This window comes from Bradyrhizobium sp. Ken51 (assembly GCF_055807435.1).
On record NZ_JBVVPB010000009.1, the window covers coordinates 200,633 to 216,482 of the forward strand.

Consider the following 15,850-nt stretch of genomic DNA (forward strand, 5'->3'; position numbering starts at 1 on the left):
GCCTTTTCAGTGTCCTCGGTATTCCTACGGATGAACGATTATTCCGCAGGTGGCAGCGCCATCGGCTCCACTTCCGGCGCCGGCGGCACGACCGCCGCCTGCTTCTCGCGCTCGTCGAGGATCATCTTGTCGCGCTTCACCGCGACTTCGCGGATCTTCGCCATGGAGGCGCCGGTGCCTGCCGGGATGAGCCGGCCGACGATGACGTTCTCCTTGAGGCCTTCGAGCGGATCGACCTTGCCGTTGACCGCCGCTTCCGTGAGGACGCGGGTGGTCTCCTGGAACGAGGCCGCCGAGAAGAAGGAGCGGGTCTGAAGGCTCGCCTTGGTGATGCCGAGCAGAACCGGCGTCCCCGTGGCGATCTTCTTGCCCTCTTCCTTGGCCTTCGCGTTGATCTGGTCGAACTCGATCTTGTCGATCTGCTCGCCCGAGATCATGTCCGTGTCGCCCTGATCGGTGACTTCCACCTTCTGGAGCATCTGACGGACGATCACTTCGATGTGCTTGTCGTTGATGAGCACGCCCTGGAGCCGGTAGACCTCCTGGATCTCGTTGACCAGATAGGCCGCGAGTTCCTCGATGCCCTTGACCGCCAGAATGTCGTGCGGCGCCGGGTTGCCTTCCACGATGAAGTCGCCCTTTTCGACGACGTCGCCGTCCTGAAGGTGGATGTGCTTGCCCTTCGGGATCAGGTACTCGCGCGGCTCGTCGGTCTTGTCCATCGGCTCGATCGAGATGCGACGCTTGTTCTTGTAGTCGCGCCCAAACCGGATGGTGCCCGCGATTTCGGCGATGATCGCCGCATCCTTCGGACGCCGAGCCTCGAACAGTTCCGCCACCCGCGGCAGACCGCCGGTGATGTCACGCGTCTTGGCGCTTTCGGTCGAGACACGGGCGAGAATGTCGCCCGCCTGGACCTTGGCTCCGACATCGACCGACAGAATGCCGTCGACCGACAGCATGTAGCGGGCATCGCCGCCACGGGCGAGCTTGAGCACCTTGCCGTCCTTGCCCTTGATCACGATGGCGGGACGCAGGTCCCCGCCGCCGCGCATCGAGCGCCAGTCGATGACCACGCGCTTGGCAATACCGGTGGCCTCGTCGAGCGTTTCCGAGATCGACTGTCCCTCGACCAGATCCTCGAAGCCGATGGTGCCTTCGACCTCGGTGAGGAGTGGACGGGTGTAGGGATCCCATTCGACGATACGCTGGCCACGCTTGACCATGTCGCCCTCGTCGACGTGCAGGCGCGAACCGTACTGAATACGGTGCGTCGCACGCTCGGTGCCGTCGGCATCGACGATCGCGATCACCATGTTGCGAACCATCGCGACGAGGTGGCCTTCGCTGTTGCGGGCGATGGCCTTGTTCCTGATCACGATCTTGCCGTCGAAGTTGGATTCGACGAAAGATTGCTCGTTCAGCTGCGCCGCACCGCCGATGTGGAAGGTGCGCATGGTGAGCTGGGTGCCCGGCTCGCCGATCGACTGGGCCGCAATGACCCCGACCGCTTCGCCGTGGTTGACCGGCGTGCCGCGAGCGAGATCGCGGCCGTAGCACTTGCCGCAGATGCCGTTGACGAGCTCGCAGGTCAGCGCCGAGCGAATCTTCACCTCCTGGACGCCGCCCTGCTGGATGGCATCCAGATGGCTCTCTTCCATCAGCGTACCGCGCTTGAAGATCACCTTGCCGGTGCTGTCACGCACGTCTTCGCAGGCCGTGCGTCCGAGGATGCGCGAGCCGAGCGAAGCGACCACGGTGCCGGCATCGACGATGGCGCGCATCTTGATGCCGAGCTTGGTGCCGCAATCGTCCTGCGTGATGATGCAATCCTGCGCGACGTCGACCAGACGACGGGTCAGGTAGCCGGAGTTCGCGGTCTTCAACGCGGTGTCCGCGAGGCCCTTGCGGGCGCCGTGGGTCGAGTTGAAGTACTCGAGCACTGAGAGGCCTTCCTTGAAGTTCGAGATGATCGGCGTCTCGATGATCTCGCCCGACGGCTTGGCCATCAGGCCGCGCATGCCGGCGAGCTGGCGCATCTGGGCCGGCGAACCGCGGGCACCGGAGTGAGCCATCATGTAGATCGAGTTGATGTCGGCATCCGCCCCGCTCGCCGTCTTCTTGGTCGAGGAGATCTCCTTCATCATCGCCTTGGCGATTTCTTCCGTGGCCTTCGACCAGGCGTCGACGACCTTGTTGTACTTCTCGCCATGGGTGATCAGACCGTCGTTGTACTGCTGCTCGAAATCCTTCGCCAGCGTACGGGTGGTGTCGACGATCTTCCACTTGGAGTGCGGAACGACCATGTCGTCCTTGCCGAACGAGATGCCGGCCTTGAACGCGTTGTAGAAGCCGAGCGCCATGATGCGGTCGCAGAAGATCACCGTCTCCTTCTGACCGCAGTGACGGTAGACCTGGTCGATAACGCCGGAGATCTCGCGCTTGGTCATCAGCTTGTTGATGATCTCGTACGGAACACGCGGGTTCTTCGGCAGCAGATTGCCCAGCATGACGCGGCCAGCAGTGGTCTCGATCCAGCGCTTGGAGATCTTGCCGGTATCGTCGATGCCTTCCCACCGGTACTTGATCTTGGTGTGGAGGTGGATGACCTTCGCGTGCAGCGCGTGCTCGAGTTCCGCCATCTCGCCGAAGATCTTGCCCTCGCCGGGCAGGCCTTCGCGCATGATGGAGACGTAGTAGAGACCGAGAACGATGTCCTGCGACGGCACGATGATCGGCTGGCCGTTGGCCGGATGCAGGATGTTGTTGGTCGACATCATCAGGACGCGCGCTTCCAGCTGCGCTTCAAGCGACAGCGGAACGTGCACGGCCATCTGGTCGCCGTCGAAGTCGGCGTTGAACGCGGCGCAGACCAGCGGGTGGAGCTGGATCGCCTTGCCCTCGATCAGCACGGGCTCGAACGCCTGGATGCCGAGGCGATGCAGCGTCGGTGCGCGGTTGAGCAGCACCGGATGCTCGCGGATGACCTCGTCCAGGATGTCCCAGACCTCGGGCCGCTCCTTCTCGACCAGCTTCTTCGCCTGCTTCACGGTGGTGGACAGGCCCTTGGCGTCAAGCCGCGAGTAGATGAACGGCTTGAACAGCTCGAGCGCCATCTTCTTCGGCAGGCCGCACTGATGCAGGCGCAGCTCGGGACCGACCACGATCACCGAACGGCCCGAATAGTCGACGCGCTTGCCGAGCAGGTTCTGACGGAACCGGCCCTGCTTGCCCTTGAGCATGTCGGCGAGCGACTTCAGCGGACGCTTGTTGGCACCCGTGATGACGCGACCGCGGCGGCCGTTGTCGAACAGCGCGTCGACGGCCTCCTGAAGCATGCGCTTCTCGTTGCGGATGATGATGTCCGGCGCGCGCAGCTCCATCAGCCGCTTCAAGCGGTTGTTGCGGTTGATGACGCGGCGGTAGAGATCGTTGAGGTCCGAGGTCGCGAAGCGGCCGCCGTCCAGCGGCACCAGCGGACGCAGGTCCGGCGGAATCACCGGGACCACGGTCATGATCATCCATTCCGGCTTGTTGCCGGAGTGGCGGAACGCTTCCACGATCTTCAGGCGCTTGGCGAGCTTCTTGTGCTTGATGTCGGAGTCGGTCTCCTGCATCTCCGCGCGCAAGGTCAGCTCGAGCTTCTCGAGGTCCATGCCCTTGAGCAGCTCGCGGATCGCTTCGGCGCCGATCATGGCGGTGAAGGAATCCTGGCCGTATTCGTCCTGCGCCTTCAGATACTCGTCTTCCGACAAGAGCTGACGGTCCTTCAGCGCGGTGAGGCCCGGCTCAAGCACTACGTAATATTCGAAGTAGAGGATCCGCTCGAGATCCTTCAACGTCATGTCGAGCAGGAGGCCGATGCGCGAGGGCAGCGACTTCAGGAACCAGATGTGGGCGACGGGGGCTGCGAGCTCGATATGGCCCATGCGCTCGCGCCGGACGCGCGACAGCGTGACTTCGACCGAGCACTTCTCGCAGATGATGCCCTTGTACTTCATGCGCTTGTACTTGCCGCACAAGCACTCGTAGTCCTTGATCGGCCCGAAGATGCGGGCGCAGAACAGGCCGTCGCGCTCGGGCTTGAAGGTACGGTAGTTGATGGTTTCCGGCTTCTTGATCTCGCCGTACGACCAGGACAGAATCTTCTCGGGGCTCGCGATCGAGATTCGGATCTGGTCGAAGACCTGAGCCGGCGTCGTCGGATTAAAGAGATTCATAATTTCTTGGTTCATCGTCTTCTCCTCGCGTGCCGGTCGCCTCCGGCAGCAAATTCGAAAATCACTATGCGGGGCGCCCTGCCCTCGCGACTCCAGGACTGGGCGCCGATGCCCGGCCGTTCAGGCCGGGCACGAGGGTCGTATTACTCGGCCGCTTCCGCCGTCCCCGGTCCGACCTTGGAATTGTGCAAGTCGACGTTGAGGCCGAGCGAGCGCATTTCCTTGACCAGCACGTTGAACGATTCCGGAATACCGGCCTCGAAGGTGTCGTCGCCACGCACGATCGCCTCGTACACCTTGGTACGGCCGGCGACGTCGTCCGACTTCACGGTCAGCATCTCCTGGAGCGTGTACGCCGCGCCGTAAGCCTCGAGCGCCCACACTTCCATTTCGCCGAAACGTTGGCCGCCGAACTGCGCCTTGCCGCCCAGCGGCTGCTGGGTAACGAGCGAGTACGGACCGATCGAACGCGCGTGGATCTTGTCGTCGACGAGATGGTGCAGCTTGAGCATGTAGATGTAGCCCACCGTCACCTTGCGATCGAAGGCATCGCCGGTGCGGCCGTCATAGACGGTCGACTGACCCGAAGCGTCGAGACCGGCAAGCTTCAGCATCTCCTCGATGTCGGCTTCCTTGGCGCCGTCGAACACCGGCGTCGCGATCGGAACGCCGCGGCTCAGATTGTGGCCAAGCTCGATCAACTCGTTGTCGTTGAGCGACTTGATCGTCTCGTCCTCGCCGTAGACCTTCTTCAAGGTTTCCTTCAGCGGCCTGATGTCCTGCTTCGACAAATAGGCATCGACCGTCTGGCCGATACGCTTGCCGAGGCCGGCACAGGCCCAGCCGAGATGGGTCTCGAGGATCTGTCCGACGTTCATGCGCGAGGGCACGCCCAGCGGATTGAGCACGATGTCGGCATGCGTACCATCTTCGAGGAACGGCATGTCCTCGATCGGCACGATCTTCGACACGACGCCCTTGTTGCCGTGGCGGCCGGCCATCTTGTCGCCGGGCTGGATCTTGCGCTTCACCGCGACGAAGACCTTGACCATCTTCATCACGCCGGGCGGCAATTCGTCACCGCGCTGCAGCTTTTCGACCTTGTCGAGGAAGCGCTGTTCCAGCCCCTTCTTCGACTCGTCGTACTGCTTCCGCATGGCCTCGATCTCGGCCATCAGCTTGTCGTTCGGCGAAGCGAACAGCCACCACTGCGACTTCGGGTACTCCTCGAGCACCGCACGGGTGATCTTGGTGTCCTTCTTGAAGCCCTTCGGGCCGGCAATGCCCTGCCGTCCTTCGAGCAGCTCGGCAAGACGGTTATAGACGTTGCGGTCCAGGATCGCCTGCTCGTCGTCGCGGTCCTTGGCCAGACGCTCGATCTCTTCCCGCTCGATCGCCAGCGCACGCTCGTCCTTGTCGACGCCGTGCCGGTTGAACACGCGCACTTCGACGATGGTGCCCTGGACGCCCGGAGGGACGCGCAGCGAGGTGTCGCGGACGTCGGAAGCCTTCTCGCCGAAGATGGCGCGCAGGAGCTTTTCCTCCGGCGTCATCGGGCTTTCGCCCTTCGGCGTGATCTTGCCGACCAGGATGTCGCCGGCGCGCACTTCCGCGCCGATGTACACGATGCCGGCTTCGTCGAGGTTCTTCAGCGCTTCTTCCGACACGTTCGGAATGTCGCGGGTGATTTCCTCAGGCCCGAGCTTGGTGTCGCGGGCCATCACCTCGAATTCTTCGATATGAATTGAGGTAAACACGTCTTCCTTCACGATCCGCTCGGAGAGCAGGATCGAGTCTTCGAAGTTGTAGCCGTTCCACGGCATGAACGCGACGAGCACGTTGCGGCCGAGCGCGAGCTCGCCGAGATCGGTCGACGGACCGTCGGCGATGATGTCGCCCTTCTTGACGATGTCGCCGACCTTCACCAGCGGACGCTGGTTGATGCAGGTCGACTGGTTGGAGCGCTGGTACTTCATCAGCCGGTAGATATCGACGCCCGACTTGGTCGGATCGAGATCTTCCGTGGCGCGGATGACGACGCGGGTTGCGTCGATCTGGTCGATCACGCCCGAACGGCGCGCTGCGATCGCAGCACCCGAGTCACGCGCAACCACGCCTTCCATGCCAGTGCCGACGAACGGCGCCTCGGCGCGAACCAGCGGCACCGCCTGGCGCTGCATGTTCGAGCCCATCAGCGCGCGGTTGGCGTCGTCGTTCTCGAGGAACGGGATCAACGCGGCTGCGACCGAAACGAGCTGCTTCGGCGACACGTCCATGTAGTCGACCTTGTCCGGGGTCACCGGCAAGACTTCGCCAGCGTGACGGCAGACCACGAGATCTTCGGTGAAGCGGCCCTTCGGATCGAGCGGCACGTTGGCCTGCGCGACCGTGTAGCGGCCCTCTTCCATCGCCGAGAGGTACACGACCTCGTCGGTGACGCGGCCGTCCTTGACCTTACGATAAGGCGTCTCGACGAAGCCGTACTTGTTCACGCGCGCGAAGGTCGCGAGCGAGTTGATCAGGCCGATGTTCGGACCTTCCGGCGTCTCGATCGGGCAGATGCGGCCGTAATGCGTCGGATGCACGTCGCGCACTTCGAAGCCGGCACGCTCGCGGGTCAGACCGCCCGGTCCAAGTGCCGAGAGGCGGCGCTTGTGGGTGATCTCCGACAGCGGGTTGGTCTGGTCCATGAACTGCGAGAGCTGCGAGGAGCCGAAGAACTCGCGCACGGCGGCGGCCGCCGGCTTCGCGTTGATCAGGTCCTGCGGCATGACCGTGTCGATGTCGACCGAAGACATGCGCTCCTTGATCGCGCGCTCCATGCGGAGCAAGCCGATGCGGTACTGGTTCTCCATGAGCTCGCCGACCGAACGCACACGGCGGTTGCCGAGATGGTCGATGTCGTCGATCTCGCCCTTGCCGTCGCGCAAATCCACCAGCGTCTTGATGACGGAGAGGATGTCTTCCTTGCGCAGCGTGCGCTGGGTGTCGGGCGCATCGAGGTCGAGGCGCATGTTCATCTTGACGCGGCCGACCGCCGAGAGGTCGTAGCGCTCGGCGTCGAAGAACAGCGACTGGAACATCGCCTGCGCCGAATCCAGCGTCGGCGGCTCGCCGGGACGCATCACGCGGTAGATGTCGAACAGCGCGTCCTCACGCGTCATGTTCTTGTCGGCCGAGAGCGTGTTGCGGATGTAGGCGCCGACATTGACGTGGTCGATGTCGAGCAGCGGCAGTTCCTTGTAGCCCTGCTCGTTGAGAGCCTTCATCGACTTGTCGGTGATCTCTTCACCGGCTTCCGCGTGGATCTCGCCGGTCTTCGGATTGACGAGGTCCTCGGCGATGTAGTTGCCGACGAGCTCCGCATCCGACAGGCGCAGCGCCTTCAGCCCCTTCTCCTGCATCTGACGCGCACCGCGCACGGTGAGCTTCTTGCCGGCTTCGAGCACGACCTTGCCGGTATCGGCGTCGATCAGGTCGTTGATGGTCGAGTAGCCGCGGAAACGATTGGCGTCGAACGGAACGCGCCAGCCCTCCTTGATCCGCTTGTACTGGATCTTCTTGTAGAAGGTGCTGAGGATCGCCTCGCCGTCGAGACCGAGCGCGAACATCAGCGACGTCACCGGAAGCTTGCGGCGACGGTCGATACGCGCATAGACGATGTCCTTGGCGTCGAACTCGATGTCGAGCCAGGAGCCGCGATACGGGATCACGCGGGCGGCGAACAGCAGCTTGCCCGACGAATGGGTCTTGCCCTTGTCGTGATCGAAGAACACGCCCGGCGAACGGTGCATCTGCGAGACGATGACGCGCTCGGTGCCGTTGACGATGAAGGTGCCGTTCATCGTCATGAGCGGGATGTCGCCCATGTAGACGTCCTGCTCCTTGATGTCCTTGACCGACTTCGCGCCGGTTTCCTCGTCGATATCGAACACGATGAGGCGCAGCGTCACCTTGAGGGGGGCCGCGAAGGTCATGCCGCGCTGGCGGCACTCGTCGACGTCGTATTTCGGAGGCTCGAACTCGTAGCGGACGAATTCCAGCATCGAGGTGCCCGAGAAGTCGGAGATCGGGAACACCGAGCGGAACACCGCCTGCAAGCCCTCGTCAGACCGACCGCCCTGGGGCTCGTCGACCATCAGGAACTGGTCATAGGACGCCTTCTGAACCTCGATGAGGTTCGGCATCTCGGCCACTTCCTTGATGTGTCCGAAGAACTTGCGAACGCGTTTGCGACCGGTGAATGTCTGCTGCGCCATCGTGGCCTCTCATTTTCGTCGCCCGATTTGGGCGCGCCCTCCGGAACGCGGCGACCGCCGCTCCCCGGGTTGAATTTTTCGAACCCGTCTTGGGGGCCGGAGACTCAGTTTCAGGCAGGAATGTCCTGAATCTGTTCTTCAGACCTTCAAAACGCAAAACGACGCGCGGGGCGCAGGAGCGCGCCCGCCCGTCACAACCATCCTCTTCACGGACTGCAAAAGCCCGAAATAGCTTGCTCTCCCAACGGCTTACAGAGAATCCGGTATCCCTGCCCACCGCGCTTTCGTGCTGCCGACCCGATATGGGGCGACATTAGTGCAGATTCGAGGGACAAACCCTCAAATCCCCACACTTTTTCGTGTTCGGCCTGCGTCGGGCGGTTCCGTCGCACGCCTTTTGCATCTGGCCCACCCTTTCGGAGGAGTGGACCGAGATCCCGGTTGCGATGATGCTCACCGGGATCTCGTGCCAGTAAGCGATGCTTACTTGAGCTCGACCTTCGCGCCAGCCTTCTCGAGCTGGGCCTTGAGCTTCTCGGCTTCGTCCTTGTTCACGCCTTCCTTGACAGGCTTCGGCGCGCCCTCGACGAGGTCCTTTGCTTCCTTCAGGCCCAGGCCGGTGATGGCGCGGACTTCCTTGATGACCTCGATCTTCTTGTCGCCGGCGGCGGCAAGAACGACCGTGAACTCGGTCTTCTCTTCGGCCGGAGCGGCGGCAGCGCCACCACCAGCCGGGCCGGCCACGGCGACAGCCGCGGCAGCCGAAACGCCCCACTTCTCTTCGAGGAGCTTCGCGAGTTCGGCAGCTTCGAGCACGGTGAGGCTCGAGAGGTCGTCAACGATCTTCTGCAGGTCAGCCATTGTTCAGTTTCCTTGAATGTAAGTCTGGTTCGGGTTTGAGTTTTGCGAAGGGCGTCAGGCCGCTTCGCCCTTTGAGGCATAAGCCTGGATGACGCGCGCGAGCTTGCCCGCGGGCGCGTTGGCGAGCTGAGCGATCTTGGTCGCCGGGGCCACAAGCAGGCCGACGATCTTGGCGCGCAGTTCGTCAAGCGACGGCAGCGAGGCAAGTGCCTTCACGCCGTCGACATTCAGGACGGTCTTTCCCATCGAGCCGCCAATGATGACGAACTTTTCGTTCGCCTTGGCGAATTCGATGGCGACCTTTGGCGCCGCTACCGGATCGTCCGAAGTGGCGATCACGGTCGGTCCCTTCAGCATGGGGCCGATGGCAACGACGTCAGTGCCTTCAAGAGCAATTTTGGCGAGACGGTTCTTCGAGACCTTCACCGAGGCGCCAGCCTGCTTCATCTGCATGCGCAGCTTCTGCATCTGGGCAACGGTCAGGCCGGAATATTGGGCAACGACCGCGACGCTCGTGGTCTTGAAGACCCCATTGAGCTGTTCGACCGCTTCCTTTTTTGCCGCTCGTTCCACAGCAAGCTCTTTCCGGTTGGCGGTCATCGCGAAAGCGGGACCGCCGGGTTGCACCCATCGTCCCGCCCAAACCTGAACCTCAGGGCCAAGACCCATCGGACACGCCGGGCAAGACGACAATTCAAAGCCTGCCCTCCGGGAGCCCGTTAGAGCCCACGGCGTGTCGAGGTCCGAACCAAACCCATTCCGCAACCGACCCTAAGGTGGTCACGACGTGAAATCCGGTCTTCACCCGTCTATGCAGGCCATGCGATTAAGCCGTTGAGAAATCGAAATTCCCCGCAGGCGCCTGCAGTCTTGGACAGGACAAGGTCAGCCGGCGAACCGCCCGACCTCTGCCCGCATCCCACGCCCGACGAATTTCCCTCCTTTTCCAGCCAATCCTCACGGACGTCCTGAAAAGGAATGATCTCCATCGCTTGTTTTCGGAATGCGTGCACGAACGCGCCAGCCAAGGCCGGTGCGTCCGGAAGCGGTTCTTTAACCGCTCGGAGCCTGCTTGCCAAGAGCAAAATTCACACCAGTTCCAATCCGTTGCCGCAGGCGCTTGACCCGGCTGACAAGGGCCGATTGAGGCTCATTTGACCCCGTAAGGCAGCGGCTTGCCCTCGAAAAACGCGCTCAGGTTCGCCAGCACGCAGTTCTGCATAGCGACGTGCGATTCCAGGGTGTGGCCGCCGATATGGGGGGCGAACACGACATTGGGCAGCGCCGTCAGCGCGTCCGGGGCGTGCGGCTCCTTGTCGTAGACGTCGAGACCCGCGCCGGCGATGGTCTTCTCGGTGAGCGCCAACACCAGGGCTTTCTCGTCGATCACCGAGCCGCGGGAGATGTTGACGACATAACCGTCCGCCCCGAGGCGCTTGAGAATATCGGAGCCGACGGCATGCTGGGTCTCGGCTCCTGCCCGGACCGCGATCATCAACACGCTGCACCAGTCGGCGAGCGCCTCCAGCGTGGGGAAATATTGATAGGGCAGATCGTACTTGCTGCGGCTGAAATAGCCGACCTCGCTCTCGAAGGATGCGCAGCGCGCCGCGATCTTGCGGCCGATCTCGCCCATGCCGTAGATGCCGATGCGGCGGCCGGGCATGCCGGCCTGCGGGCGCATCATCGGCGAGGGCTTTGACGCGGCCCAATCGCCGCTTCGGACGTACTGGTCGGCCACCAGGATTCGCCGCGTCGTCGCGAGCATCAGGGTCATCGCGATGTCGGCGACCGAGGCCGCATTGGCGCCCGGGCTATGTCCGACCGCGATGTCGCGGGCAGCAGCGGCCTTCAGGTCAACACCGTCATAGCCAGTGCCGTAGCAGACGATGGCACCGAGCTTCGGAAACAGGTCCATCGCCTCCGCGCCCAGCGGCGTACCGCCGGCGGTGAGAACCGCGCGGATGCCGCCGAGTTCGTCGGCCGAAAACACCTCCCGCGCCGGCTTGCCGCCGGTGTCGAGCAGCTCGAACCGCTCGGCGAAGCGCGCCATCATCGTCTTGGGAAAGCGCGAGTAGATCAGGACCTTGTCAGTCATTGTTCTTGTTTCCGGTGAACGCCGTCACAAACGACGAGGGGCGGAATCGGTTGCCCAATTCCGCCCCTCGCCTCATGTCATTTCCGAACCTTAGCCGAGAATGGTGCCCGGCTCGACCTTCACGCCGGGGCCCATCGACGAGGACACCGCAACGCGCTGGATGTAGGTGCCCTTGGAACCGGCCGGCTTGGCCTTGGAGACAGCGTCCGCCAGGGCCTTGATGTTCTCGACCAGTTTTTCCTCGGTGAACGAGGCCTTGCCGACGCCAGCCTGCAGGATGCCGGCCTTCTCGACGCGGAACTCGACCGAGCCGCCCTTGGCACCCTTCACCGCACCGGTGACGTCCATGGTCACGGTGCCGATCTTCGGGTTCGGCATCAGGCCGCGCGGGCCGAGCACCTTACCGAGACGGCCGACCAGCGGCATCATGTCGGGGGTTGCGATACAGCGGTCGAAATCGATCGTGCCGTTCTGCACCTTCTCGACCAGGTCCTCGGCGCCAACGACGTCGGCGCCCGCAGCCTTGGCCTCGTCGGCCTTAGCGCCGCGGGCGAACACGCCGACGCGGAGCGTACGGCCGGTGCCGTTCGGCAGGGTCACGACACCGCGGACCATCTGATCGGCGTGACGCGGATCGACGCCAAGATTGATCGCGACCTCGATGGTCTCGTCGAACTTCGCTTTCGCGCGTTCCTTGACCATCTTGATGGCGTCCGCGAGCGGGTAAAGCTTTTCGCGATCAATACCTTCGCGGGCTTTGTTCAAACGCTTTCCGATTGCCATGAGCCCTTACCCCGCCACTTCCAGACCCATCGAACGGGCAGAGCCCTCGACCATCTTCATGGCCGACTCGATCGAGTCGCAATTGAGATCCTTCATCTTCTTCTCGGCGATCTCGCGCACCTGCGCTTTGGTCACCGCACCCGCCTTGTCACGGCCCGGCGCCTTGGAGCCGGACTGGATTTTGGCAGCCTGCTTGAGGAAGAAGGACATCGGCGGCGTCTTCATCTCGAACGTGAACGAACGATCGGCGTAGATCGTGATCACGACGGGAATCGGGGTATTCTTCTCTTCCTTCTGGGTCTGGGCGTTGAACGCTTTGCAGAACTCCATGATGTTGAGACCGCGCTGACCGAGCGCGGGACCGATCGGGGGCGAAGGATTCGCCGCACCGGCCGGGACCTGAAGCTTCAGGTATCCGGTCACTTTCTTTGCCATGTATCACTCCTGTTGGGCCGGCCTGGGCCAGCGGTTTCAGGTTCGTGGTCTGGGTCCGATGCGGCTGGCAACCGCCCTCTCCCTCCCACGGCCTCTTGTTGCGCGAGACCGAAGCCTCACGCCTACCCGATCAGACCTTCTCGACCTGACCGAATTCCAGTTCGACCGGCGTGGCGCGGCCGAAGATCGACACCGCGACCTTCACGCGCGAGCGCGCCTCGTCGATTTCCTCGACCACACCCGAGAACGACGCAAACGGGCCGTCGGCCACGCGCACGTTCTCGCCGATTTCGAACGACACCGACGCCTTCGGCCGCTCCACGCCCTCCTGCACCTGGTGCAGGATGCGCATGGCCTCGGCTTCCGAGATCGGCATCGGCTTGTTTTCCGCGCCGAGGAAGCCGGTCACCTTCGGGGTGTTCTTGATCAAATGGAACGCCTCGTCGGTCAGCTTCATCTTCACCAGCACGTAGCCCGGGAAGAACTTGCGCTCGGCGTCGATCTTGCGGCCGCGGCGCACCTCCGTGACCTTCTCGGTCGGAACCAGCACCAGCTCGAACAGTTCCTCGAGCCCGCGCTGCTTGGCCTGCTCGCGGATCGATTCGGCGACCTTCTTCTCGAAGTTCGAATAGGCGTGGACGATGTACCAGCGCTTGTCAGACAATTGAGCCGTTGCTGTTGCCATCAGTGAATGCCCAGAAGGAAGGTGATGAGGACGCGGATGATCTGGTCGGCGGCGAAGAAGAAGATCGAGGCCACGGCGACCATCACGAACACCATGATGGTGGTGATCGTGGTCTCGCGCCGGGTCGGCCAGGTGACCTTGGCGGTCTCCGAGCGCACTTCCTGCAAGAACTTGAACGGGCTGACTGCCATCGTTTGATGTCCAACGTCCGTCGACAGACGCGAATGAATTTCAGGGATCCGAACAGCCGCCGTTGGCCCAACCCTCTGTCGAAGGATGAGCCGGAAATCGGGCTCGATTGTTCGGGGATTTCAAAGCCGCGCCGGAAATCCGCGTCTAACGGGCCGGCTGCGAGTGCGTGGTATCTACTGCGGATGGGGCCAAAGGTCAAGATAGGGAGGGCCCGCGCGCCTAAAACGACCTCCGCGGGCGACCGACCAGAGATCAGGCCGATCAAGGGCTTATCCGCCGCCTGCGAGGCGCCGTCCCAAGGCCGCAGCCGGTTCCTTGCAGGACGGCACCACCGGCGCCCCCTCACCTGCCGCGCCTCTGGCGACTCTCAAGGTCAGTCCGCCCGGTCGATCGTCGAAATGCCCGGCAACGGCACAACGAACTTTCCGCCGTCAGCGAAATAGCCGGCATGCTTGGCCCGGATCGGATCTACATAGCGCCAGGCGAAGACGACGACGAACGCCGGCTTGCGCTCGTAAAGGGCGGCAGGCGGCAGGATCGGGATGTCGTACCCGGGGCCGGCCATCACGTTCCCCTTCTTGGGGTCGTCGTCCACCAGGAAGTCGATCTTGTTCTCCAGGCCGAACTGCGGCAGCAGGGTCGTGGTCCCGACCGAGACGCCGTAGCCGGCCACGAGCTGGCCGCGCGCGTGGGCGGCATCGGCCATCGCGACCAACTCGTCGCGAATGGCGGCGATCCTCCTCGCATAGGGCACATAGTAGGCCGACTGATCGACGCCCAGCCGGTCTTCCTCGGCGATGAAGCGCGCGACCTCCGCGGATGGCTTTTTCGCGCCGTCGGCACGCTGCACCGTCACCCGGATCGAGCCGCCCTTGGTCTCGATGTGCTGGACGTCGATCACTTCCATGCCAAGCCGCGCGAAGAAGCGCGTCAGCGGCTTGATGTTAAAATACGACAGATGCTCGTGGTAGACGGTGTCGAGAAGGTTCTTCTCGGTGACGTCGACGCCATACTGCGTTTCGAAAACGAACAGCCCGTCCGGCGCAAGCACGTCGCGAACCCCGATCACCAGCGGGTCTAGATTGTCGACATTGGCGATCATGTTGTTGGCGATTACGACGCTGGCCGCGCCGTGGCTTTGCAGGATGCGGCGACCGATGGCATCGGTGAAGAAATCGCCGATGGTCTCGATTCCCGCTTCCGTCGCACGCCGCGCGATGTCGACGGCGGGATCGACACCCAGCACCCGCATGCCGCGCTCCTTAAAAAAACCGAGCAGCGATCCGTCGTTGCTGCCGAGCTCGACGACCAGCGAGCCCGGCGCGATGGCGAACCGGCTGACGACATCGTTGGCATAGCCCGCGAAGTGCTCCCGCAGGCCAAGCGAGAGCGAGGTGGTATAGACGTAGTTTCGGTACTGGATCTCTGGATTGCCGACGTGGAGAATCTGCAGATGGCCGCAGTCCGCGCACAGGTGCAGCGCCATCGGCACCGCGGCCCGAAAGACGGGATCGTCGACGCTTGCATCCGGCACCTGGAAGTTCGGCGTGCCAATGGGCATGCCTGCCATCGGGACGACAAGCTCTTGCTTGTCCGAATGACAGAGGCGGCAGGTATGACGGACGTAGAACAGGTTTTTCATCGTAGGACCGTAAGACGGAGACATGCGAACAGGTGAGGCAATCTCACCCGTGGTGATCAGATCGACGGCACCGCCTCAGGACGCCGGATATTCCGCGCGACCGATGATGAGGTCGATCGCGGCCATCATCCAGAACTGATGCGTGGTCTCGACGATGTTGTAACTGCGGCTGTCGACGTAATAATTGACGTCGCCGAGATTGCGCAGCGGATTCTCCGCGTTCATGCCCGACAGCGTGATCACATCGAGATTCATCGCCCGCGCCTGCGCGACCGCATTGAGAATGTTCTTCGAGCGTCCCGACGAGCTGATCGCGACGAGGCAATCGCCGGCGCGGGCGCTCAGCCTCACAGCGTGCGCAAGCCAGTCCTCGAAACCGTAATCATTGGCAAGGCACGACATCATGCTGGCATCGCTGAAGCAGAGTGCGGGCACTGATGCGTTCTTCGCCAGATCGATTGCGAGATGCGAGGCGATGCCGGCCGAGCCTCCATTGCCAATGAAGATGACGCGGCCGCCCTGCTCGCGCGCGCGCAACCAAGCCGTGCGGGTGACGGAAATCCTGGCGAAAACCCCGTCGTCAATTGCCGTCGCACGATGTAGGCGCCCTACGTAGTCGTCAAGGAAAGCCTTGTGATCGGGATCGACGGACTCGGCAGGCATGGGCTCGCGGCT

General features: G+C 63.0%; 11 protein-coding genes. All 11 read right to left on the reverse strand.

What is annotated here, in order from left to right; all coding sequences use genetic code 11:
- Nucleotides 1-38 precede the first annotated feature (38 nt).
- The 11 genes from rpoC to AC0L27_RS17935 all read right to left on the reverse strand — a co-directional run bounded on the left by rpoC (nucleotide 39) and on the right by AC0L27_RS17935 (nucleotide 15,838).
- Nucleotides 39-4,235, reverse strand: coding sequence for a DNA-directed RNA polymerase subunit beta' (rpoC, locus tag AC0L27_RS17885; protein ID WP_275168106.1), 4,197 nt, complete (start codon nucleotides 4,233-4,235; stop codon nucleotides 39-41).
- A 128-nt stretch (nucleotides 4,236-4,363) separates the two neighbouring features.
- Nucleotides 4,364-8,479, reverse strand: a complete 4,116-nt coding sequence (gene rpoB / locus AC0L27_RS17890) for a DNA-directed RNA polymerase subunit beta (RefSeq protein ID WP_007602996.1) — start codon at nucleotides 8,477-8,479, stop codon at nucleotides 4,364-4,366.
- Nucleotides 8,480-8,962: 483 nt separating this feature from the next.
- Nucleotides 8,963-9,340: a 50S ribosomal protein L7/L12 gene (gene rplL, locus AC0L27_RS17895; RefSeq protein WP_007602994.1), complete on the reverse strand. Its 378-nt coding sequence runs from the start codon at nucleotides 9,338-9,340 to the stop codon at nucleotides 8,963-8,965.
- Nucleotides 9,341-9,394: 54 nt separating this feature from the next.
- Entirely contained in the window at nucleotides 9,395-9,913 is a 519-nt protein-coding gene (gene rplJ, locus AC0L27_RS17900; RefSeq protein WP_275168107.1) for a 50S ribosomal protein L10, read from the reverse strand.
- Between the two features lie 577 nt (nucleotides 9,914-10,490).
- Nucleotides 10,491-11,438, reverse strand: coding sequence for a 2-hydroxyacid dehydrogenase (locus tag AC0L27_RS17905; protein WP_354209259.1), 948 nt, complete (start codon nucleotides 11,436-11,438; stop codon nucleotides 10,491-10,493).
- Nucleotides 11,439-11,528: 90 nt separating this feature from the next.
- A complete protein-coding gene (rplA, locus tag AC0L27_RS17910; protein ID WP_007602988.1) occupies nucleotides 11,529-12,221 on the reverse strand; it encodes a 50S ribosomal protein L1 in 693 nt (230 codons plus the stop codon).
- Nucleotides 12,222-12,227: 6 nt separating this feature from the next.
- Nucleotides 12,228-12,656, reverse strand: a complete 429-nt coding sequence (gene rplK, locus AC0L27_RS17915; RefSeq protein WP_007602986.1) for a 50S ribosomal protein L11 — start codon at nucleotides 12,654-12,656, stop codon at nucleotides 12,228-12,230.
- 130 nt (nucleotides 12,657-12,786) lie between these two features.
- Entirely contained in the window at nucleotides 12,787-13,341 is a 555-nt protein-coding gene (nusG, locus tag AC0L27_RS17920; RefSeq protein WP_007602985.1) for a transcription termination/antitermination protein NusG, read from the reverse strand.
- Nucleotides 13,341-13,532: a preprotein translocase subunit SecE gene (gene secE, locus AC0L27_RS17925; protein WP_007602984.1), complete on the reverse strand. Its 192-nt coding sequence runs from the start codon at nucleotides 13,530-13,532 to the stop codon at nucleotides 13,341-13,343. The genes nusG and secE overlap by 1 nt, the downstream gene beginning before the upstream one ends.
- Nucleotides 13,533-13,906: 374 nt before the next feature.
- Nucleotides 13,907-15,199: a class I SAM-dependent methyltransferase gene (locus AC0L27_RS17930; RefSeq protein ID WP_354237401.1), complete on the reverse strand. Its 1,293-nt coding sequence runs from the start codon at nucleotides 15,197-15,199 to the stop codon at nucleotides 13,907-13,909.
- A gap of 51 nt (nucleotides 15,200-15,250) precedes the next feature.
- Nucleotides 15,251-15,838 (reverse strand): SIS domain-containing protein, encoded by a 588-nt coding sequence (locus AC0L27_RS17935; RefSeq protein ID WP_354209257.1) that lies wholly within the window; start codon nucleotides 15,836-15,838, stop codon nucleotides 15,251-15,253.
- Between the last annotated feature and the right edge of the window lie 12 nt (nucleotides 15,839-15,850).